At 72.1% G+C, this 23,713-nt stretch carries 1 protein-coding gene; it reads left to right on the plus strand.

The window, feature by feature from the left end; all coding sequences use genetic code 11:
• The first annotated feature begins 273 nt into the window (after nt 1-273).
• Entirely contained in the window at nt 274-23,688 is a 23,415-nt protein-coding gene (locus tag HEP81_RS37555) for a type I polyketide synthase (protein WP_190276072.1), read from the plus strand.
• Nucleotides 23,689-23,713: the final 25 nt, after the last annotated feature.

Raw genomic sequence — 23,713 nt, forward strand, 5'->3', positions numbered from 1 at the left:
GACCTCGTCATCGGAGGAGAACTGGGGAAGGCTGTATGACGTGCAGTTGTCTCATGACCGCCCCTAGGGTTCTCCTTAGAAAATTCCGGCCGCCGGGATTCCACCCTTGGGGATTCCCCTAAAACTGATCCGCCACAGCGGCGGGGCGCTGCCGCGGGACCGAAACTGGGGCCACACCGCAACCCGTTGCCGCCTCGGTCGCACCGATCGCCTGTGCCGCGGCCGCCATGGTGCGGTGCCTTTTCGTTCTCTGTGTGGGCGGGTGGAGTGCAAATGGTCGAGTCCGAGCGCAACGGGACGGGGAATCGGGCCGGTTCGGCTTCGGCGGACTCGGCCGGTGACATAGCCGTCATCGGTCTGGCGTGCCGGCTGCCGGGCGCCGCGGACCCGGGTGCCTTCTGGCGGCTGCTCAGCGAGGGCACGGACGCGATCACCGACGTACCCCCGGACCGGTGGGACGGGGCCGCGGTGGCCGACGCCGACCCGTCCGAGCCCGGGCGGACCGACATCCGCCGGGGCGGGTTCCTCGACCGTGTCGGCCACTTCGACGCCGGGTTCTTCGGGCTCTCCCCCAAGGAGGCCGCCGCGATGGACCCGCAGCAGCGGCTGGTCCTGGAGCTGGCCTGGGAGGCGCTGGAGGACGCGCACGTACGTCCCGGGACACTGCGCTCCACCCGCACCGGGGTGTTCGTCGGCGCCATCTGGGACGACTACGCGACCCTGCACCACCGCTCCGGGCTCACGGCCATCTCGCCGCACACCGTCACCGGTCTGCATCGCAGCATCATCGCCAACCGGGTCTCGTACTTCCTCGGACTGCACGGCCCCAGCCTGACCGTGGACTCCGGCCAGTCCTCGTCCCTGGTCTCGGTCCACCTGGCCTGCGAGAGCCTGCGCAAGGGCGAGTCGACGGTGGCCCTCGCCGGTGGCGTCAGTCTCAATCTCGTGCCCGAAAGCACCCTGGGCGCCGCCAAGTTCGGGGGACTGTCACCCGACGGCCGCTGCTTCACCTTCGACGCCCGCGCCAACGGCTACGTCCGCGGCGAGGGCGGCGGCATCGTCGTCCTCAAACCCCTCGCCCGGGCCGTCGCGGACGACGACCCCGTCTACTGCGTGATCCGCGGCAGCGCCGTCAACAACGACGGCGGCGGCGAGGGACTGACCGTGCCCCTGCGTTCCGGGCAGGAACAGGTGCTCAGGCTCGCCTGCGAGCGCGCCGGTGTCGACCCCGCGCACATCGGCTACGTCGAGTTGCACGGCACCGGCACCAAGGTCGGCGACCCCGTCGAGGCGGCCGCGCTCGGCGCGGTGCTGGGCACGGGACGCGCGCCCGGCGACCCGCTGCGGGTGGGCTCGGCCAAGACCAACGTCGGCCACCTGGAGGGCGCCGCCGGCATCACCGGCCTGCTCAAGGCGGCCCTCGCCCTGCACCACCGCGAACTGCCCGCCAGCCTCAACTTCGAGACACCGAACCCGGCGATCCCGCTGGACCGGCTGAACCTGCGCGTGCAGACCGAGCACAGCGCCTGGGCCGCCGAGGACGGCCGCCCGCTGTTCGCCGGGGTCAGCTCGTTCGGCATGGGCGGCACCAACTGCCACATCGTGCTGGCGGAACACCGGGAGACGGCGGCCCCGGACGCGCAGAACGGCACGGGAGCGGCCTCGGGAGACGCGGACACGGGAGAGTCAAGGGCGGGGGAGCCGGGTACGGGTACGGCCGCGACCTGCTGGCCGCTGTCCGCCAGGACCGCGTCGGCGCTGCGCGGCCAGGCCGCCGCCCTGCTGGCCCACACCGAGGCGCACCCCGCACTCGCCCTGCCCGATGTCGGCCGGTCGCTGGCCACCGGCCGTACCGCCTTCGAACACCGGGCCGTCGTCGTCGGTGAGAACCGCGAGGACTTCCTGCGTGCCCTGCGCGCGCTGTCCACGGACGGCGTCGACACGGCCCTGACCACGGGCCGTACGGCACCCCGCGGCGAACTCGCCTTCCTCTTCTCGGGCCAGGGCAGCCAGCGTGCCGGCATGGGCCGCGAACTGGCGGAGACCGTACCGGCGTTCGCCACCGCGCTGGACGACGTGTGCGCCCACCTCGACCCCCTGCTGCCGAGGCCCCTGCGCGAGATCGTGTTCGCCGCCGAAGGCACCGGGGACGCGGCGGAACTCGACCGCACCCTCTACACCCAGACCTCGCTGTTCGCCCTCGAAGTCGCCCTGTTCCGGACGCTGGAGAGCTGGGGCGTCACCCCCGACGTGCTCATGGGCCACTCCATCGGCGAACTCGCCGCCGCGCACGTGGCCGGTGTCCTCTCGCTCGCCGACGCCTGCACCCTCGTGGCCGCCCGCGGCCGTCTGATGCAGGCGCTGCCCGCCGGTGGCGCCATGATCGCTGTCCAGGCCACCGAGGACGAGGTCCGCGACCGTATCGGCGCGCACACCGACCGCGTCAGCATCGCCGCGCTGAACGGCCCCGACTCCGTCGTCGTCTCCGGCGACGAGGACCTCGCCACCGGGATCGCCGACGCCTTCGCCGCCCTCGGCCGCAAGACCAGCCGACTGCGGGTCAGCCACGCCTTCCACTCCCCGCACATGGAACCCATGCTGGCGGAGTTCCGCGAGGTGGCCGAGAGCCTGACCTTCCACGCCCCGCGCATCCCGATCGTGTCCAACGTGACGGGCCGACTCGCCGCGAAGCTCCCGGCGTACGAGGGGTGCGACGCCGCGTACTGGGTCCGCCATGTACGCGAGGCGGTCCGCTTCGCCGACGGTGTCGCCCGCCTCGACGAGCAGGGTGTACGCACCTACCTCGAACTCGGCCCCGGTGGCGTCCTCACCTCCATGGCCCGCGCGGGGGCCGACGGCGACTCCCTGTTCGTCCCCGCCCTGCGCGCCCGCCGCCCCGAGACCCCCGCCCTGCTCACGGCCGTCGCCGCACTGCACGTCCACGGCCTGGAACCGGACTGGGACGCCCTGTTCGGCGGCGGACGAGGCACACACCGCAAGGTCACGCTCCCCACCTACGCGTTCGAACGGCAGCGGTACTGGCTGGACGGCGCCACCACCGCCCTCGCCGCCCCGCCCACCACAGGCCAGGCCCCGGCAGACCCGCAGCCCGACACCGTTGCCGAAACCGAGACCGCGCCGCTCGGCGCCCTCGGCCGACGGCTCGCCGAACTGCCGGAGTCCGCACGCAAAGAGGCCGCGCTCGACCTGGTCCGCGCCCATGTCGCCGCCGTTCTCGGCCACGCCGAGGCCCGCCAGGTCGAGAGCGAGTGGACCTTCAAGGACCTCGGCTTCGACTCGCTCAGCTCGGTGGAACTGCGCGATCAGCTCGGCGCCGCCACCGGCCTGCGCCTGCCCAGCGGACTGCTGTTCGACCACCCCACCCCGGCCGCACTCGCCCGCCACCTCGCCACCCGCTCCCTGGGCGCCGAGGACACCAGGGGCCGTACGCCCACGACGGCCGCCGACCCCGACGAGCCCATCGCCATCGTGGCCATGAGCTGCCGACTGCCCGGCGGCATCAGCTCCCCCGAGGACCTGTGGCGGCTGCTCGCCTCCGGGGGCGACGCCGTCTCCGGGTTCCCTACGGACCGCGGCTGGGACGTCGAGGCGCTCTGGGACCCGGAGCCCGGCACCCCCGGCAAGTCCTCGACACGGTACGGCGGCTTCCTGCGCGGGGCGGCGGACTTCGACGCCGCCTTCTTCGGCATCAGCCCGCGCGAGGCCGCCGCGATCGACCCCCAGCAGCGGCTGGTCCTGGAGACCGCCTGGGAGGCCATCGAACGGGCCGGAGTCGACCCGGCCACCCTGCGCGGCAGCCGGGCGGGGGTGTTCATCGGCGCGACGGCACAGGACTACGGCCCCCGGCTGCACGAGCCCGTCGACGAAGCCGGCGGCTACCTGCTGACCGGCACGACCACGAGTGTCGCCTCGGGGCGCGTGGCCTACTCCTTCGGCCTCGAAGGCCCCGCCGTCACCGTGGACACGGCCTGCTCCTCGTCCCTGGTCGCCCTGCACCTGGCCGTCCAGTCACTGCGCGGCGGCGAGTGCACGATGGCACTGGCCGGCGGCGTCACGGTGATGTCCACACCCGGCATGTTCGTGGAGTTCAGCCGCCAGGGCGGCCTGTCCGCGGACGGCCGGTGCAAGGCGTTCGCGGCCGCCGCGGACGGCACGGGCTGGGCCGAGGGCGTCGGCATGCTCCTGGTGGAGCGGCTCTCCGACGCCCGCCGCAACGGCCACCAGGTGCTCGCCGTCATCCGGGGCAGCGCCGTCAACCAGGACGGCGCGTCCAACGGACTCACGGCACCCAACGGTCCCTCCCAGCAGCGCGTCATCCGCCAGGCCCTGGCGGCCGCCGGACTCACGCCCGCCGACGTCGACGCCGTGGAGGCACACGGTACGGGGACGAGGCTCGGCGACCCGATCGAGGCGGAATCCCTCATCGCCACCTACGGCCGAGGGCGTTCGCAGGACCGGCCGTTGTGGCTCGGCTCGCTCAAGTCGAACATCGGTCACACGCAGGCCGCCGCCGGTGTCGCCGGTGTGATCAAGATGGTCATGGCGATGCGCCACGGCCTCCTGCCGCGCACGCTGCACGTGGACGAGCCGACCCCGCACGTGGACTGGTCGGCGAGCGATGTACGCCTGCTGACCGAGGCGGTGGAGTGGCCCGCGGGCGGCCCGCCGCGCCGGGCGGCGGTGTCCTCCTTCGGCATCAGCGGCACCAACGCGCACCTCATCGTCGAGCAGGCCCCCGGCACGCCCGAGGAACCCCCGGCTCCGGGCTCGGGCGCGGTCGTACCGTGGCTGCTGTCGGCGAAGGACGACACGGCGCTCCGGGAGCAGGCGGCCCGGCTGCTGTCCTACCTGGACGGCGAAGGCGCGGGCGTCCGCACGGAGGACGTGGCGTTCTCCCTGGCGACGTCCCGCGCGGCGCTGGAGCGCCGTGCGTCGGTCGTGGGGGCGGAACTCGGGGAACTCCGTAACGGGTTGGAGACGATCGTCTCCGGCGCCGCTCCGGTGGGCGGTGCCGTCGGCGGCAAGGTCGCGTTCCTGTTCTCGGGGCAGGGCTCCCAGCGGTTGGGGATGGGCCGCGAGCTGTACGCGTCCTACCCGGTGTTCGCCGCGGCGTACGACGAGGTCTGTGCGCTCCTCGGCATCGAGGTCGACGTCGAGGCGGAGACACTGCATCAGACGGGCGTGACCCAGCCTGCTCTGTTCGCGGTTGAGGTGGCGTTGTTCCGGTTGTTGGAGTCGTGGGGTGTGCGGCCGGATTACGTGGCCGGGCATTCGGTTGGGGAGATCGCGGCCGCGCATGTGGCGGGTGTGCTGTCGCTTGAGGATGCGGCGCGGTTGGTGTCGGCGCGCGCCGCGTTGATGCAGGTGTTGCCGGGTGGCGGTGCGATGGTCGCCGTAGAGGCGACCGAGGGCGAGGTGTTGCCGCATCTGACCGCCGGGGTGGGCATCGCGGCGATCAACGGCCCCCGGTCGGTGGTGATTTCCGGTGTTGAGGACGCGGTCCTGGCGGTTGCGGAGCTGTTCGCCGGTCGGGGTCGTAAGACGTCCCGGCTGAAGGTGAGCCATGCGTTCCATTCGCCTTTGATGGAGCCGATGTTGGAGGAGTTCGGCGAGGTCGTCGGCGGGTTGGTCTTCAACGAGCCGAGGATTCCGGTCGTTTCGAACCTCACGGGCCGTCTGGCCGAGCCGTACACGCCGGAGTACTGGGTTCGGCACGTGCGCGAGGCGGTTCGTTTCGCGGACGGTGTGCGGACCTTGCACGAGCTGGGTGTCGGGACGTTCGTGGAGATCGGTCCCGGTGGTGTCCTCAGCGGCATGGCCCAAGGCTGTGCGGACGACATCGTCACCGTCCCCGTACTGCGAGCCGACCGCCCCGAACCGCGGGCCGTCGTCGCCGCGCTCGCCGAACTGCACATCAGCGGTACGCCAGTTGACTGGCGTGTCTTCTTCCCGGACGCCCGGCGGGTCGACCTGCCCACCTACGCCTTCCAGCGCGAGCGCTACTGGCTCGACGTACCCCGGACGGCGACCGGGAGCCTCCCGGAGGCGTCGGACGCCGAGTTCTGGGACTCCGTCGAGCGCGAGGACCCGGCGTCGCTCGGGGCGCTCCTGGGGCTGGAGCCCACGGAACTGGACGTGGTCGCACCCAAGTTGTCCGCCTGGCGTCGGCAGCGGCGCGAGCAGTCCGTCGCCGACGGCCGGCGCTACCGGATCACCTGGCAGCCGCTCGCCGACCCGGTCGGAGCCGCTTCGCCGGGGACCTGGTTGTACGTGGTCCCCGAGGAGACCGCGTGGACCGAGGCGATGCGCGCGGGGCTCACGGAACTCGGCCTGACACTCGTACCGTTCACCATGGCCGAGGACACCGACCGCGACGCGCTCGCCCGATCCCTGGCCGAGGCGGAGCTTGAGCGGGCCGACGGCGTCCTGTTCGCGGCGGCACCGGCACCGGCGGACGCGGCACCGACGGACACGGGGACGGACGCCCTCCAACGGCTCGTGCTGCTCGTGCAGGCCCTCGGCGACGCCGGGATCGAGGTCCCGCTGTGGTGCCTGACCAGCGGCGCGGTGTCGACCGGCCCGGCGGACCCGCTGACCGACCCCGCCGCCGCACGGCTCTGGGGCCTGGGCAGGATCGTCGCCCTGGAACAGCCGCAGCTCTGGGGCGGCCTCGTCGACCTGCCCGCCGAACCGGACCCCCGCGCGCTGGCACGCCTGGCCGGCCTGCTGGACCAGAGCGACGAGGACCAGCTCGCCGTACGCGCCTCCGGTGTGTCGGTACGACGCCTCGTGCGCGCGGCGCGGAACGCGGCACCGGCGGACACGGCCTGGTCGCCGCGCGGCACCGTGCTCGTGACCGGCGGTACGGGCGCTCTGGGCGGCCATGTGGCCCGCTGGCTCGCCGGTGCCGGGGCCGAGCACCTGGTGCTGATCAGCCGCCGAGGACCCGAGGCCCCGGGTGCCGCCGAACTCACCTCGGACCTGGAGGAGTTGGGCGCTCGGGTCACCGTCGCCGCGTGCGATGCCGCCGACCGCGACGCCCTCGCCGAACTGTTAGCCCGGCACACCGTGAACGCCGTGGTGCACACGGCGGGCGTACTGGACGACGGCCTGATCGACTCGCTCACCCCCGACCGCCTCGACGGCGTACTGCGCCCCAAGGCGGACGCGGCACTCCATCTGCACGAGCTGACCCGGGACCGCGAGGATCTCGACGCCTTCGTGCTCTTCTCCTCGATGACAGGTGTCTGGGGCAACGGCGGCCAGGGCGCCTACGGTGCCGCGAACGCCTTCCTCGACGCCCTCGCCGAACAGCGCCGGTCCCAGGGACTGCCCGCGCTGGCCGTCGCCTGGGGCCCCTGGGCGGACGGCGGCATGGCCGACGGCGCCGCCGGTGACCACCTGCGGCGGCGCGGCGTACGCCCGATCGCGGCGCTCCCCGCGATCTCCGCACTGCATGCCGCGCTGACCGGCGGCGAGACCTCCGTGACCGTCGCGGACGTGGACTGGGACCGCTTCGTCCCGGCCTTCGCAGGACCGCGTCCCTGCCCGCTGCTGCACGGCGTACCCGAGGCCCGCAAAGCCCTCGAAGCCCGCGCCCGGGCCGCCAGGAGCACCGAGGTGCCCGCGTCCGCGCTGGTCCGGCGCCTTCTCGACGCCACGCCCGGAGACCGGGTGCGCATCCTGCTGGACCTGGTGCGCGAGCGGGCCGCCATGGTGCTCGGCCACACGGGCAAGGGCGCCTTCGAGGCGGACCGTACGTTCCGCGAGACCGGCTTCGACTCGCTCACCGCCGTCGAACTGCGCCACCGGCTGAGCACGGCCACCGGTCTCGCCCTGCCCGCCACCCTGGTCTTCGACCACCCGACCCCGACCGCCCTCGCCCGCCATCTGAGCGAGGAACTCCTCGGCGGACACGGCCCGGACACAGCCGTCCCGCACGCGGTGACCGCCGTCGCGGCCGACGAACCGCTCGCGATCGTCAGCATGAGCTGCCGCTTCCCCGGAGGTGTCCGGACGCCGGAGGACCTGTGGGAGCTGCTCAGCTCCGGCCGGGACGCGATGTCCGGCTTTCCCGCCGACCGCGGCTGGGACCTCGACGCGATCTACGACCCCGACCCCGAACGGCCCGGTACGACATACACCCGTGAGGGTGGCTTCATCGAGGGCGCCGACTGTTTCGACGCCGGTCTGTTCGGGATCTCGCCGCGCGAGGCCCTGGCCATGGACCCGCAGCAGCGGCTGCTGCTGGAGACCGCGTGGGAGGTCTTCGAGCGCGCCGGGATCGCCCCCGCGTCCGTCCGTGCCAGCAGCACCGGTGTGTTCATCGGCACCAACGGCCAGGACTACGCCAACGGCCTGCGCAACGCGCCCGAGGAGATCGAAGGGTACGCCCTCACCGGCAAGGCGGCCTCGGTCGTCTCCGGACGCATCTCCTACACGTTCGGACTTGAGGGCCCGGCGGTCACCGTGGACACGGCGTGCTCGTCGTCCCTGGTCGCGCTGCATCTCGCGGCCCAGGCGCTGCGGAGCGGCGAGTGTTCCATGGCTCTGGTCGGGGGCGTCACCGTGATGACCACGCCGGACCTGTTCGTGGAGTTCAGCCGGCAGCGCGGACTGGCCCCCGACGGCCGGTGCAAGGCGTTCGCCGCCGGTGCCGACGGCACCGGCTGGGGCGAAGGCGTCGGCCTGCTGCTGGTGGAACGGCTCTCCGACGCCCGCCGCAACGGCCACCAGGTGCTGGCCGTCGTCCGGGGGAGCGCTGTCAACCAGGACGGTGCGTCGAACGGTCTGACGGCGCCGAACGGGCCCTCGCAGCAGCGGGTGATCCGGCAGGCGCTGGCGTCCGCCGGGCTCACCCCGGCCGATGTGGACGCCGTGGAGGCGCACGGTACGGGGACGAAGCTCGGCGACCCGATCGAGGCGCAGGCGCTCCTCGCCACATACGGCCGCGAGCACTCCGCCGACCGGCCGGTGTGGCTGGGCTCGGTCAAGTCCAACATCGGTCACACACAGGCCGCCGCCGGTGTCGCCGGTGTGATCAAGATGGTGCTGGCGCTGCGGCACGGCACGCTGCCGCGGACCCTCCATGTGGACGAGCCGACCGGGCACGTCGACTGGTCGGCAGGCACCGTACGACTGCTCACCGAACCGGTGCCCTGGCCCGGAACCGCCGGGCCGCGCCGGGCCGCGGTCTCCTCCTTCGGCATCGGCGGCACCAACGCGCACACGATCCTCGAAGAAGCGCCCGCCACGACCGCGGCCGAGCCGGCCAGGGAACACCGCCCGGTGCCCGTGCCCTGGGTGCTGTCGGCGAAGACCGAAGCGGCACTGCGCGCCCAGGCGGAGCGCCTGCTGACCTTCGCGACCGACGACGTGTCGCCGGTCGACACCGGATTCTCGACGGCCACGACCCGGTCGGCACTGGAGCACCGCGCCGCCGTGATCGGCACCGACCCGGCCGAACTACGCACGGCCCTCGCGGCCCTCGCGGCGGGCGAACCGGCGGCGAACGTCATCACCGGGCGCGCCCACGCGACGGGCAAGGTCGGGTTCCTGTTCTCGGGCCAGGGCTCGCAACGGCGCGGCATGGGGCGGGAGTTGTACGAGGCGTATCCCGTGTTCACCGCCGCCTTCGACGAGGTGTGTGCGGTTCTGGATGCGCCTGTGGTCGTGGATTCGGTGGAGTTGGATCAGACGGGTTCGACGCAGCCCGCGTTGTTCGCGGTCGAGGTGGCGTTGTTCCGGTTGTTGGAGTCGTGGGGTGTGCGGCCGGATTACGTGGCCGGTCACTCGGTCGGTGAGATCGCGGCTGCTCATGTGGCGGGTGTGCTGTCCCTAGAGGACGCGGCGAAGTTGGTGTCGGCGCGTGCGCGTCTGATGCAGGCGTTGCCGGGTGGCGGTGCGATGGTCGCCGTACAGGCGACCGAGGGCGAGGTGTTGCCGTATCTGACCGACGGCGTGGGTATCGCGGCGATCAACGGCCCGCAGTCGTTGGTGGTTTCGGGCGTGGAGGACGCGGCGGTCGCGGTCGGTGAGGTCTTCCGGGGAAAGGGTCGTAAGACGTCCCGGCTGAAGGTGAGCCATGCGTTCCATTCGCCTTTGATGGAGCCGATGTTGGAGGAGTTCGGCGAGGTCGTCGGCGGGTTGGTCTTCAACGAATCGCGGATTCCGGTCGTTTCGAACCTCACGGGCCGTCTGGCCGAGCCGTACACGCCGGAGTACTGGGTTCGGCACGTGCGCGAGGCGGTTCGTTTCGCGGACGGTGTGCGGACCTTGCACGAGCTGGGTGTCGGGACGTTCGTGGAGATCGGCCCCGGTGGTGTCCTCAGCGGCATGGCGCAGGGCTGTGTGGACGACATCATCACCGTCCCCGTACTGCGAGCCGACCGCCCCGAAGCCCAGGCGCTCACCACCGCCTACGCCCAACTGCACGTCACTGGCGTCGAGGTGGACTGGGAAGCCTTCTTCCCGGGTGCCCGGCCTGTCGACCTGCCCACCTACGCGTTCCAGCGCGAGCGCTACTGGCTCAACGCCCCCGCACCCACCGGCGACTTGAGCGCGGTGGGCCAGGGCGCGGCCGGTCATCCGCTCCTCGGCGCCGCGGTGCCGCTGGCCGACGGCGACGGACACCTTCTCACCGGTCGGCTCTCGGCACACACGCATCCGTGGCTGATGGACCACGCCGTCAGCGGGGTCGCGCTGCTGCCCGGCACCGCGTTCGTGGAGCTGGCCGTCACCGCCGCCGACGCCGTGGGCTGCGACCTGCTGGAAGAGCTGACGCTCGAAACACCGCTGCTCATGCCCGAGCGCGGCGGCGTCGCCCTCCAGGTGCGGGTCGGCGCCGACGACGGCATCGGCCGCAGGTCGCTGACCGTGCACTCGCGGACCGACGACGGAGACGCGCCCGCCCGCCAGGACGACCCCGCGCGGGCCTGGGTACGGCACGCCTCCGGCTCGCTGACCGTCGCCACCGAAGAGCGCGTGGACGACTCACTCGCCGCGTGGCCGCCGTCGGGTGCCGAGCCGATCGACGTCGACGGGTTCTACGACCGCCTCGCCGGTATGGCACTCGACTACGGCCCCGTCTTCCAGGGGCTGCGCGCCGCTTGGCGTGCCGGGGACGACTTCTTCGCCGAGGTGGAGCTGCCCGGTGCGGACGGCATGGACGCGGGCGCGTACGGCCTGCACCCCGCGCTGTTCGACGCCGCCCTGCACACCGTCTGGCTCGGCGCGGTGGAGCCAGACGCCGGAACCGGGCACGGGCTGCTCCCGTTCGCCTGGAGCGGGGTGCGACTGGCGGCCGCCGGTGCCTCCGCCCTGCGCGTGAAGGTCTCGCGCGCCGGCACCTCCACGGTGTCCCTGCTACTGGCCGACGGCACCGGTGAGCCGGTCGCACGGATCGGCTCGCTGACGCTGCGTCCGGTGCCCGCCGAGCAGCTGCGCGCCGGATCAGGCAGCGACGACGCGGTCTTCGGCCTGGAGTGGACACCGATCGCCCTGCCGTCCGCGCCGGATGGCATCAGGATCGAGCCGTACGAGGATCTCGCCGCCCTTCGGAACGCCCACTCACCGGCCGTAACGGCAACCGGAGCGGAGGCCGAAGGGAAGGCCGAAGCCTCCGCCGACGCCGTGATCGTGCCCTGCCCGACCGGAACCGCCACGGACCTGGCCACCCGGGTTCGTGAAGTCACATACGCCGTACTGGAGTTGCTCCAGTGGTGGCTGGCCGAGGAGCGCCCGGCGCGCCTGGTGCTGGTGACCCGTACCGGAGACCTCGCTCAGGCGGCGGTCCGTGGACTGGTGCGTTCGGCGCAGACCGAGGACCCGGACCGCATCGTGCTGGTCGAGACCTCGACTGAGGCCGTCACTGACAGCGGCGCCGACCACACCGCTCCTGCCCAGGTCCTGCCCGGTCCTGCCCACCTTGCCCACGCGCTGCCCGGCCTGCTCGCGTCGGGCGAGCCGCAGGCCCTGGTGCGCGCGGACGGCGAGATCCGGGTGCCGAGGCTGGCCCGCGTCGCCATGCCGGACGCCGAGCCGTCGGCCCCCGCCCTGGGCACCGGCACCGTCCTGCTGACCGGTGCGTCCGGCGGCCTGGGCGTGCTGTTCGCCCGGCATCTGGTCGCCGAGCAGGGCGTACGCAGCCTGCTGCTCGTCAGCCGCCGGGGCGGGGACGCGCCTGGCGCGGCCGAACTCACCGCCGACCTGACCGCGCGGGGCGCCGACGTCACCTGGGCCGCGTGCGACGTGGCCGACCGCGACGCCCTCCGCGCACTCCTGACCGGCCCGGGACAGAACCTGTCCGCGATCGTGCATACCGCCGGCGTCCTGGACGACGGAATCATCGGATCGCTGACACCCGACCGGCTGGACGCCGTGTTCCGCCCCAAGGTGGACGCCGCGCTGAACCTGCACGACCTCGCGGCCGAACTGTGCGGCGAGCTGACCGCGTTCGTACTCTTCTCCTCGGTGGCGGGCACCCTCGGCACGCCGGGACAGGGCAACTACGCCGCCGCCAACACGTTCCTCGACGCCCTCGCCGAGCACCGCCGAGCCCTCGGCCTGCGCGCCACCTCGCTGGCCTGGGGTCTGTGGGCGCAGGACAGCGAGAGCGCCATGACCGGCGGCCTCGACCACACCGATCTCACCCGCATCAAGCGCATGGGCCTCGCCCCGATCCCGTCGGCGGACGGTCTGCGCATGTTCGACACGGCACTGGCCACCGACCGGGCGGCCGTCGCCCCGATCCGCCTCGACACGTCCGCCTTCCGCGACGGACAGGGCCAGTCCCGCGACGGACAGGGACAGCCCGTGCCCTCGGTCCTGCGCGGACTGGTACGGGTCACACCGGTACGGCGTACGGCGCGGACCGCGCCGAAGAGCTCGCTGGGGCAGCGGCTGGCAGGGCTGCCGGTGGCCGAGCGGGAGCAGGTGGTGCTGGACCTGGTGCGCGGTGAGGTCGCGGCCGTGCTCGGACACTCCGGTGCCCGATCGGTCGGCGCGGACGACGCCTTCAAGGACATCGGGTTCGACTCGCTGACCGCCGTCGAACTGCGCAACCGGCTCAACTCGGCCGTCGGCATGCGGCTGCCCGCCACCCTGATCTTCGACTACCCGAACCCGCTGACCCTCGCCCGCTTCCTCACCGCCGAGGCCGCGGGATCCGACGCGGCGGCGGCAACCGCGCCGGCGACCCGGCCGGCGTCCGGCACGGCGGGCGACGACCCGATCGCGATCGTGGGCATGGCCTGCCGCTATCCCGGCGATGTGCGGTCACCCGAAGACCTGTGGCAGCTGGTCCGCTCCGGTCGCGACGCCGTGTCGGGCTTCCCCGAGGACCGCGGCTGGGACGTGGCCAAGCTGTACGACCCGAACCCCGACCAGTGGGGCACCAGTTACACCCGCGAGGGTGGATTCCTGCGCGACGCGGCGGACTTCGACGCCGAGTTCTTCGGTATCTCGCCGCGTGAGGCGCTGGCGATGGACCCGCAGCAGCGGTTGCTCCTGGAGACCTCGTGGGAGGCGTTCGAGCGGGCCGGGATCGACCCGGCGACGGTGCGGGGGAGCAGGACCGGTGTGTTCGCGGGGGTGATGTACCACGACTACGGCGGCCGCGTGCACACCTCGCCGGCAGGGCTGGAAGGCTACCTCGTCAACGGCAGCGCGGGCAGCGTCGCTTCAGGGCGCGTCTCCTACACGTTCGGCCTTGAGGGCCCTGCGGTCACGGTCGACACCGCGTGCTCGTCGTCCCTGGTTGCCCTGCATCTGGCGGCCCAGGCGCTGCGCAGCGGTGAGTGCTCGATGGCCCTTGTCGGCGGTGTCACCGTCATGGCTACTCCTTCGACGTTCGTGGAGTTCAGTCGGCAGCGTGGTCTGTCGGCGGACGGTCGGTGCAGGGCGTTCTCGGCCGGTGCGGATGGCACGGGTTGGGCTGAGGGTGCGGGCATGCTGCTCGTGGAGCGGTTGTCGGATGCTCGTCGTAGCGGGCATCAGGTGTTGGCGGTTGTCCGGGGTACGGCGGTGAATCAGGATGGTGCGTCGAATGGTCTGACGGCGCCGAACGGTCCTTCGCAGCAGCGGGTGATCCGGCAGGCGTTGGCGAATGCGGGTGTGTCCTCGGACCAGGTGGACGCGGTGGAGGCGCACGGTACGGGGACGCGGTTGGGCGATCCGATCGAGGCCCAGGCGTTGATCGCGACCTATGGTCAGGAGCGGTCTGGGGACCGGCCGTTGTGGCTGGGCTCGTTGAAGTCGAACATCGGGCATGCGCAGGCTGCTGCGGGTGTCGGTGGCGTGATCAAGATGGTCATGGCGATGCGGCACGGCGTGCTGCCGCAGACGCTGCATGTGGATGAGCCGACGCCGCACGTGGACTGGTCGGCGGGTGACGTCCGGCTGCTGACCGAGGCTGTGGAGTGGCCTGCCCATGACGGGCCGCGCAGGGCTGCGGTGTCCTCCTTCGGCGTGAGCGGCACCAACGCCCACGTGATCGTCGAGCAGGCGCCCGGCGTGGCAGGAGAGACCCTGGCTCCGGCGTCGGGTGCGGTCGTACCGTGGGTGCTGTCCGCGAAGAGTGACACCGCACTGCGGGAGCAGGCGTCCCGGCTGCTGTCCTTCCTCGACACTGAGGGCGTCGAGAGCACCGAGGGCACCGAACTGAGGCCGGAGGACGTGGCGTACTCGCTGGCCACATCGCGTGCGGTGCTGGAACGCCGTGCGGCTGTCGTGGGCGCGAATCTCGCCGAGCTGCGACGAGAGTTGGAGGCACTCGCTTCCGGCGCGGCTTCGGTGGGAGGTGCGGTCGGGGGCAAGGTCGGGTTCCTGTTCTCGGGGCAGGGGTCGCAACGGCTCGGCATGGGGCGTGAGCTGTACGACACGTATCCCGTGTTCGCCGCCGCTTACGACGAGGTGTGTGCGGTTCTCGCTGCGCCTGTGGTCGTGGATTCGGTGGAGTTGGATCAGACGGGTGCGACGCAGCCGGCGTTGCTCGCCATCGAGGTGGCGTTGTTCCGGTTGCTGGAGTCGTGGGGTGTGCGGCCGGATTACGTGGCCGGTCACTCGGTCGGTGAGATCGCGGCTGCTCATGTGGCGGGTGTGCTGTCCCTTGAGGACGCGGCGAAGTTGGTGTCGGCGCGTGCGCGTCTGATGCAGGCGTTGCCGGGTGGCGGTGCGATGGTCGCCGTACAGGCCACCGAGGACGAGGTATCGCCGTATCTGACCGATGGCGTGGGTATCGCGGCAATCAACGGCCCCCGCTCGGTGGTGATTTCCGGTGCTGAGGACGCGGTCCTCGCGGTCGCCGAGCTGTTCGCCGGTCGGGGTCGTAAGACGTCCCGGCTGAAGGTCAGCCACGCCTTCCATTCGCCTTTGATGGATCCGATGTTGGAGGAGTTCGGCGAGGTCGTCGGCGGGTTGGTCTTCAATGAGGCGCGGATTCCGGTCGTTTCGAACCTCACGGGCCGTCTGGCCGAGCCGTACACCCCGGAGTACTGGGTACGGCACGTGCGCGAGGCGGTTCGCTTCGCGGACGGTGTGCGGACCTTGCACGAGCTGGGTGTCGGGACGTTCGTGGAGATCGGTCCGGGCGGGGTGCTGAGTGCCCTTGCCCAGGGCTGTGTGGACGACATCGTCACCGTGCCCGCCCTGCGCGCCGACCGCCCGGAGCCGTACGCGATCACTGCCGCGCTGGGATCGCTGCACACGTACGGCGTCCCGATCGACTGGCAGGCCCTTCTCCCCGGCGCCCGCCGTATCGATCTGCCCACCTACGCCTTCCAGCGTGAGCGCTTCTGGCTCGACGTTCCCCGGGTGTCCGGTGATGTGCGGGCCGCCGGTCTGGGGGCGGCGGATCATCCGCTGCTGGGTGCCGCGATCGTGACGGCCGACAGCGACGGCGTCCTGCTCACCGGTCTGCTCTCCCTCGAAACCCACCCGTGGCTCGCCAACCACGCCGTACACGGGACCGTGCTGCTGCCCGGCACCGCGTTCGTGGACCTGGCGATCCGTGCGGGCGACGAGGCGGGGTGCGGATGGATCGAGGACCTCACCCTTGAGCTTCCCCTGATCGTGCCCGAGAGCGGTGGCGTCACCCTTCAGGTGGCTGCCGGGACCGAGGACGAGTCGGGCCGTCGGCAGCTGAGCGTGCACTCGCGGACCGGTGACGGTCCATGGCTGCGGCACGCGACGGGCGTGCTGTCCTCGGCGGCGGCGCCCTTTGCCGTGGATGTCGGCGCCTGGCCGCCGGCGGGCGCGGAGGCCGTCGACCTGACCGCGTTCTACGAGGACCTGGCCGCCGTGGGCCTGGACTACGGCCCGCTCTTCCAGGGCCTGCGCTCGGTGTGGTGCGGCGGGGACGATGTCTACGCCGAGGTCGAGCTGCCGGAGGAGTCGGCCGCCGAGGCGACGGCGTTCGCCCTGCACCCGGCGCTGCTGGACGCCGCTCTGCACGCACTGGCCGCCGGTGGACTGGTGTCATTGGACGATGGCCCCACGCTGCCGTTCGCCTGGTCCGGCGTGTTCGTGCACGCGGCTGGTGCGGCGATGGTCCGGGTGAAGCTGTCGCGAACGGCCACCGGCTCGATCAGCCTTGCCGTGGCCGACGGCGCGGGTGAACCGGTCGCCTCGGTCGAGTCGTTGGCGCTGCGGACGGTCTCGACGGAGCAACTGCGCGATGCCGGTGGTGGCGAGCAACTGTTCGGGATGGAGTGGACCCCGCTGTCTCTCCCCTCCGCCACCGAGGCGTCGGCGATCGAGACGTTCGTGGACTTCGACGCGCTGCGGGAGTCGGTGGGGACACCGGAGGCCGTTGTCGTGCCGTGCCCGGCGGGATCCGGCGCGGAGACCGATCGGGTGCACAGCGTCACCGATGACGTTCTGGCGCTGGTGCAGTGGTGGTTGGCGCAGGAGCGTGCGGGGCGTCTGGTGCTGGTGACGCGTCCGGGTGATCTGGCGCATGCGGCGGTGTGGGGGCTGGTGCGGTCCGCGCAGTCGGAGAACCCCGACCGGTTCGTGCTGGCGGAGGCCGAGAACACCGATGAGGTGGTGCGGGTACTGCCCGCTCTACTCGCCTCCGACGAGCCGCAGTTCGCGATTCGGGGCGGGGAGGTCTTCGTCCCGCGTCTGGCCAAGGCCACCGGAGCGGCCACAGAAACGGCCACCGGAACAGCCATCCGCACACCGGACTTCGGCGCCGGCCCCGTGCTGCTGACCGGTGCGTCGGGGGCGCTGGGCGGGCTTGTCGCCCGGCACCTGGTCGCCGAGCACGGCGTACGGAGCCTGCTGCTGCTCAGCCGCCGTGGCGCGGAGGCACCCGGCGCGGTCGAGCTGGAGGCCGAACTGACCGCGTGGGGCGCGGAGGTGACCTGGGCGGCCTGCGACGCGGCCGATCGGGACGCTCTCGCCGAGGTGCTGTCCGGCACACCGGTGACGGCCGTGGTGCACACGGCGGGTGTCCTCGACGACGGAGTGATCGCCTCGCTGACCCCCGAGCGCATGGAGAAGGTGCTGCGGCCCAAGGTCGATGCCGTGCTCAACCTCCATGAATTGACAGGTGAGTTGGCGGCGTTCGTCATGTTCTCCTCCGTGTCCGGCATCCTGGGCAGCGCGGGACAGGCCAACTACGCGGCGGCTAACACCTTCCTCGACGCCTTCGCCGAATCCCGCCGCGCCCGGGGACTCCCCGCCACCTCACTCGCATGGGGTTTGTGGGAGCAAGGCGGCGGCATGGCGGACCGGCTCGACCAGGCGGATCTCACCCGGCTCAAGCGGGTGGGCCTGGCCCCGATAGCCGTTGACGAAGGACTGCGGCTCTTCGACGCGGCGCTGGCCCTGGACCGGGCCACCGTCGCCCCCCTGCGGCTGGACCTGCGCGGTCTCCAGGGCACGGTGCCGCCGGTCCTGCGCGGGCTGCGCGGACCCATACGGGGCGCCGCCCGGCGTACGGCGCGGAGCGCACCGAAGGGCGCGCTGGGTGAGCGGCTCGCCGGGTTGCCGGCGGCCGAGCGCGAGCAGGTCGTGCTGGACCTGGTGCGCGGTGAGGTAGCCGCCGTGCTCGGGCACTCCTCGGCCCAGGCCGTACAGCCGGAACACGCCTTCCAGGACGCCGGTTTCGACTCGCTCACCTCGGTGGAACTCCGCAACCGGCTGAACGCGGCGACCGGGCTGCGGCTCCCCGCGACCCTGGTCTTCGACCACCCCACGCCCCTCGCGCTCTCCCGCTTCCTGCTGGCCGAGACACTGGGTGTCCAGGAACGGCCCGAGGCCGCGGTGGCCGCGGTGACCGGCGGCACGGACGAGCCGATCGCGATCGTCGGAATGGCCTGCCGGTTCCCCGGCGATGTGCGGTCGCCCGAAGACCTTTGGCGCCTCGTCGCCTCCGGCGGCGACGCGATCTCGGGCTTCCCCGAGGACCGCGGCTGGGACGTCGAGAACCTCTACGACCCGGACCCCGACCGCTCCGGCAAGTCCTACGTGCGCCACGGTGGCTTCCTCCACGAGGCCGCCGAGTTCGACCCGGCTTTCTTCGGTATCTCGCCGCGTGAGGCGCTGGCGATGGACCCGCAGCAGCGGTTGCTCCTGGAGACCTCGTGGGAGGCGTTCGAGCGGGCCGGGATCGACCCGGCGACGGTGCGGGGGAGCAGGACCGGTGTGTTCGCGGGGGTGATGTACCACGACTACGGCGCCCGCGTGAAGACGCCGGGGGAGGGCATGGACGCCTACCTGGGCAGCGGCAGCGCGGGCAGCATCGCCTCAGGCCGGGTCTCGTACACCTTCGGCCTTGAAGGGCCCGCGGTCACGGTCGACACGGCGTGCTCGTCGTCCCTGGTGGCCCTGCATCTGGCGGCCCAGGCGCTGCGCAGCGGTGAGTGCTCGATGGCCCTTGTCGGCGGTGTCACCGTGATGGCTACTCCTTCGACGTTCGTGGAGTTCAGTCGGCAGCGTGGTCTGTCGGCGGACGGTCGGTGCAGGGCGTTCTCGGCCGGTGCGGATGGCACGGGTTGGGCTGAGGGTGCGGGCATGCTGCTCGTGGAGCGGTTGTCGGATGCTCGTCGTAACGGGCATCAGGTGTTGGCGGTTGTCCGGGGTACGGCGGTGAATCAGGATGGTGCGTCGAATGGTCTGACGGCGCCGAACGGTCCTTCGCAGCAGCGGGTGATCCGGCAGGCGTTGGCGAATGCGGGTGTGTCCTCGGACCAGGTGGACGCGGTGGAGGCGCACGGTACGGGGACGCGGTTGGGCGACCCGATCGAGGCCCAGGCGTTGATCGCGACCTATGGTCAGGAGCGGTCTGGGGACCGGCCGTTGTGGCTGGGCTCGTTGAAGTCGAACATCGGGCATGCGCAGGCTGCTGCGGGTGTCGGTGGCGTGATCAAGATGGTCATGGCGATGCGGCACGGTGTGCTGCCGCAGACGCTGCATGTGGATGAGCCGACGCCGCACGTGGACTGGTCGGCGGGTGACGTCCGGCTGCTGACCGAGGCCGTGGAGTGGCCTGCCCATGACGGGCCGCGCAGGGCTGCGGTGTCCTCCTTCGGCATCAGCGGCACCAACGCCCACGTGATCGTGGAACAGACCCCGGACCCGTCGGAGCCGGTTCCCGAGCCGGAACCCGACACGGTCGTACCGTTGGTGCTGTCCGCGAAGAGCGACACGGCACTGCGGGCCCAGGCGGAGCGCCTGCTGTCCCTGGCCTCGACCACGGACCTACGGCCGGCCGATCTCGCCTTCTCCCTCGCCACCACGCGCTCGGCCATGGAGTACCGGGCTGCCGTGGTGGGGGAGAACCGCGACGAACTCCTCGACGGACTACGTGCGTTCACCGCGGGCGCCGCGTCCAACCGGATCGTCACGGGCGAACCGGGCAGCGGAGGCAAGGTCGGCTTCTTGTTCTCGGGGCAGGGCTCGCAACGGCTTGGCATGGGGCGTGAGTTGTACGAGTCGTTCCCCGTGTTCGCCGCGGCGTTCGACGGGGTGTGTGCGCTTCTGGATGCGCCTGTGGTCGTGGATTCGGAGGAGTTGGATCAGACGGGTTCGACGCAGCCTGCGCTGTTCGCGGTCGAGGTGGCGTTGTTCCGGCTGCTGGAGTCGTGGGGTGTGCGGCCGGATTACGTGGCCGGGCATTCGGTGGGGGAGATCGCGGCTGCTCACGTGGCGGGTGTGCTGTCCCTTGAGGATGCGGCGCGGTTGGTGTCGGCGCGTGCGCGTCTGATGCAGGCGTTGCCGGGTGGCGGTGCGATGGTCGCCGTACAGGCGACTGAGGACGAGGTGTTGCCGTATCTGACCGATGGAGTGGGTATCGCGGCGATCAACGGCCCGCAGTCGTTGGTGGTTTCGGGCGTGGAGGACGCGGCGGTCGCGGTCGGTGAGGTCTTCCGGGGAAAGGGTCGTAAGACGTCCCGGCTGAAGGTGAGCCATGCGTTCCATTCGCCTTTGATGGAGCCGATGTTGGAGGAGTTCGGCGAGGTCGTCGGCGGGTTGGTCTTCAACGAGCCGAGGATTCCGGTCGTTTCGAACCTCACGGGCCGTCTGGCCGAGCCGTACACGCCGGAGTACTGGGTACGGCACGTGCGCGAGGCGGTTCGTTTCGCGGACGGTGTGCGGACCTTGCACGAGCTGGGCGTGACGACTTTCGTGGAGATCGGTCCGGGCGGGGTGCTCAGTGCTCTTGCCCAGGGCTGTGTGGACGACATCGTGACCGTCCCCGTCGTACGGGCGGACCGTCCCGAGCCGCGGGCCGTCGTCACCGCGCTCGCCGAGCTGCACGTGCACGGTGTGTCCCCGGACTGGCGGGCGGTGTTCCCGGGTGCCCGGCGGGTCGATCTGCCGACCTACGCCTTCCAGTACGAGCGTTACTGGCTGGAGGCGCCGGAGGAGTTCAGCGGTGCGGCCGCTGCCGCCGGGCTCGGACTGGGCGCGGCGGAGCACCCGTTGGCCGGTGCGGTGGTCGCGCTGCCCGGCGCCGGTGGGTTCCTGGTCACCGGGCGGCTGTCGCTCAGGACGCACCCCTGGCTCGCCGACCACATGGTGATGGGCAGGGTGCTGTTGCCGGGTACCGCGCTCGTGGAGCTGGCGGTGCGCGCGGGCGACGAGGCCGGTTGCGCGCAGGTCGAGGATCTGACGCTGGAAGCACCGCTGATCGTCCCGGACCACGGCGGTGTCGCCGTACAGGTGTGGGTCGGGCCCGAGGAGGAGTCCGGCCGGCGCGCGCTGAGCGTGCACTCGCGACCGGACGACGCCCCGGACGACGCGCCATGGGTACGGCATGCCGTCGGCTACCTGACGGACGAACTGCCCGACCCGCCGCACGGCGTGGACCTCGGAGCGTGGCCGCCTGCATCTGCGGAGCCCGTCGACCTGAGCGGGTTCTACGAGGGCCTGGACGGGCTCGGCCTGAGCTATGGTCCGGCCTTCCGGGGGCTGCGCTCCGTGTGGCGGGCCGGGGACGACGTCCTCGCCGAGGTCGCCCTCCCGGAGGACATGGAGGCGGACGCGTTCGCCGTTCATCCGGCGCTGCTGGACGCGGCGTTGCACGCGATCGGTGCGGGCGGCCTGGTCCCCGTGACAGACGGGCCGCTGCTGCCCTTCGCCTGGTCCGAGGTGGGGGTGCGGGCCACGGGCGCTGCGGCGCTGCGGGTCAAGGTCTCCCGTACGGGCACGGACGCGGTGTCCCTGACCGTGGCCGACGCCTCGGGTGGCCTGGTCGCCACGGTCGGTTCGCTGTCGCTGCGGCCGGTGTCCCGCGAGCAGCTGCTCGCGGCCGGTGATTTTGGTGGGCGGGCCGACGACTCGCTGTTCGGCCTGGCGTGGCAGCCCGTCGCCCTTGTGGAGGGTGACGCCCCCCTCGAAGTACGGGTCTACCCGGACCTGGCCGCCTTCTCCGCCGCCCTTCCCGAAACCGAAGCCGAAACCGAACGCGAAGTCGAAACCGAGACCGGTAGCGTGAGCGGGACCGAGCCCGTCACGGTCGTACCGTGCCCGGAAACGCCCGGCACCCCGACCGCCGACCGCGTGCACGCCCTCGCGAGCGAGATTCTGGCACTGGTGCAGTCGTGGTCGGCGCGGGAACGTGCGGGGCGTCTGGTGCTGGTGACGCGTCCGAATGATCTGGCGCATGCGGCGGTGTGGGGGCTGGTGCGGTCCGCGCAGTCGGAGAACCCGGACCGCTTTGTGCTGGCGGAGGCCGAGGACACCGACGACGTGGTGCGGGTACTGCCCGCCGTACTCGCCGCCGGGGAAACGCAGTTCGCCGTCCGCGAGGGGGAAGTGCGCGTGCCGCGTCTCGTGAGGACCACTGGGGCGCTCGGCGACGCGCCGGATCTCGCGGCCGGCCCGGTGCTCGTGACCGGTGCCTCCGGGGCGCTGGGTGGGCTCGTCGCACGGCATCTGGTGTCCGAGCACAAGGTACGGCGGCTGCTGCTGGCGAGCCGCCGGGGCGCGGACGCGCCGGGCGCCGCCGAACTGGCGGCCGAACTCATCGCGTTGGGTGCCGAGGTCACCTGGGCTGCCTGCGACCTCGCGGACCGGGAGGCCGTCGCCGCGATGCTGGACGGGCTGGCCGGGCATGCGCTGTCGGCCGTCGTGCACACCGCGGGCGTGCTGGACGACGGGGTGATCGGCTCGGTCACCCCGGAGCGGATGAGGGAGGTCTTCCGGCCCAAGGTGGACGCCGTGCTGAATCTGCACGAGTGCACTCGGGACTTGGGGCTGGCCGCCTTCGTGGTGTTCTCGTCCGTCGCCGGTCTGATCGGCAGCGCCGGCCAGGCGGGTTACGCGGCGGCGAACTCCTTCCTCGACGCCTTCTCGGCCCACCGGCGCAGGGCGGGACTGCCCGCCACCTCGCTGGCGTGGGGGGTGTGGGAGCAGTCCGGCGCGATGACGGACGGTCTCGCCGCGGCCGACCGGGCGCGGATGGCGCGCAGCGGGGTGTTGCCGCTGCCGACGGGGGAGGGGCTGCGGCTGTTCGACGCGGCGCTGGCCTCGGACGCGGCGGTGCTCGCCCCGGTCCGTCTCGACACCGGCGCCCTGCGCGGCGGTGAGGCGCCGCCGGTGCTGCGCGCCCTGGCACCGGCCCCGGTGGGTCGAAGGGCCGTACCGGCCGCCACCTCCGCCGGCTCCTCCGCTGCCGCCCATGGGCCCTCGCTCGCCGAGCGCCTGGCGGAGCTGCCCGAGGGCGAGGGGGAGAAGACCGTGCTGGATCTGGTGCGGGCCGAGGTGGCCGCGGTCCTGGGGCACGCGTCGGACCGCACGGTCCGGCCGGAACACGCCTTCCAGGACCTGGGCTTCGACTCCCTCACGGCCGTCGAACTGCGCAACCGGCTGAACCGGACCACCAGGCTGCGGCTCCCCGCGACCCTGATCTTCGACCATCCGACACCGGCACTCCTGGCCCGTCATGTGTTTACAGAGGTGGCGGGGGCCGCCGAACCGGCCCTAGTGGATTCCCTACTTGCCGACTTGGACAACGTCGAACAAGAATTGGTCACGAAGTTGGCAGCGAGCGAAGCTCGCGACCGGATCCTGGCGAAGCTCCAGGAAGTGCTGCTGATTGCCGGGGAATCCGGCAAGTCACCGGACCAGGAAATCCCTGGCACGAGCGGCAGCGATCTGGAATCGGCCACGGACGACGAAGTATTCGATCTGCTCGGCAAGGAATTCGGGATTTCCTGACCGCTCCGGCGCGTCCCGGTGAGCC

Origin of the sequence: Streptomyces griseofuscus (genome assembly GCF_014673495.1) — a bacterium.
Taxonomy (GTDB): domain Bacteria; phylum Actinomycetota; class Actinomycetes; order Streptomycetales; family Streptomycetaceae; genus Streptomyces; species Streptomyces murinus.

Excerpts from the sequence above, each read along its gene's own strand:
- HEP81_RS37555 (WP_190276072.1), top strand. The coding sequence starts at position 274 with ATGGTCGAGTCCGAGCGCAACGGGACGGGGAATCGGGCCGGTTCGGCT.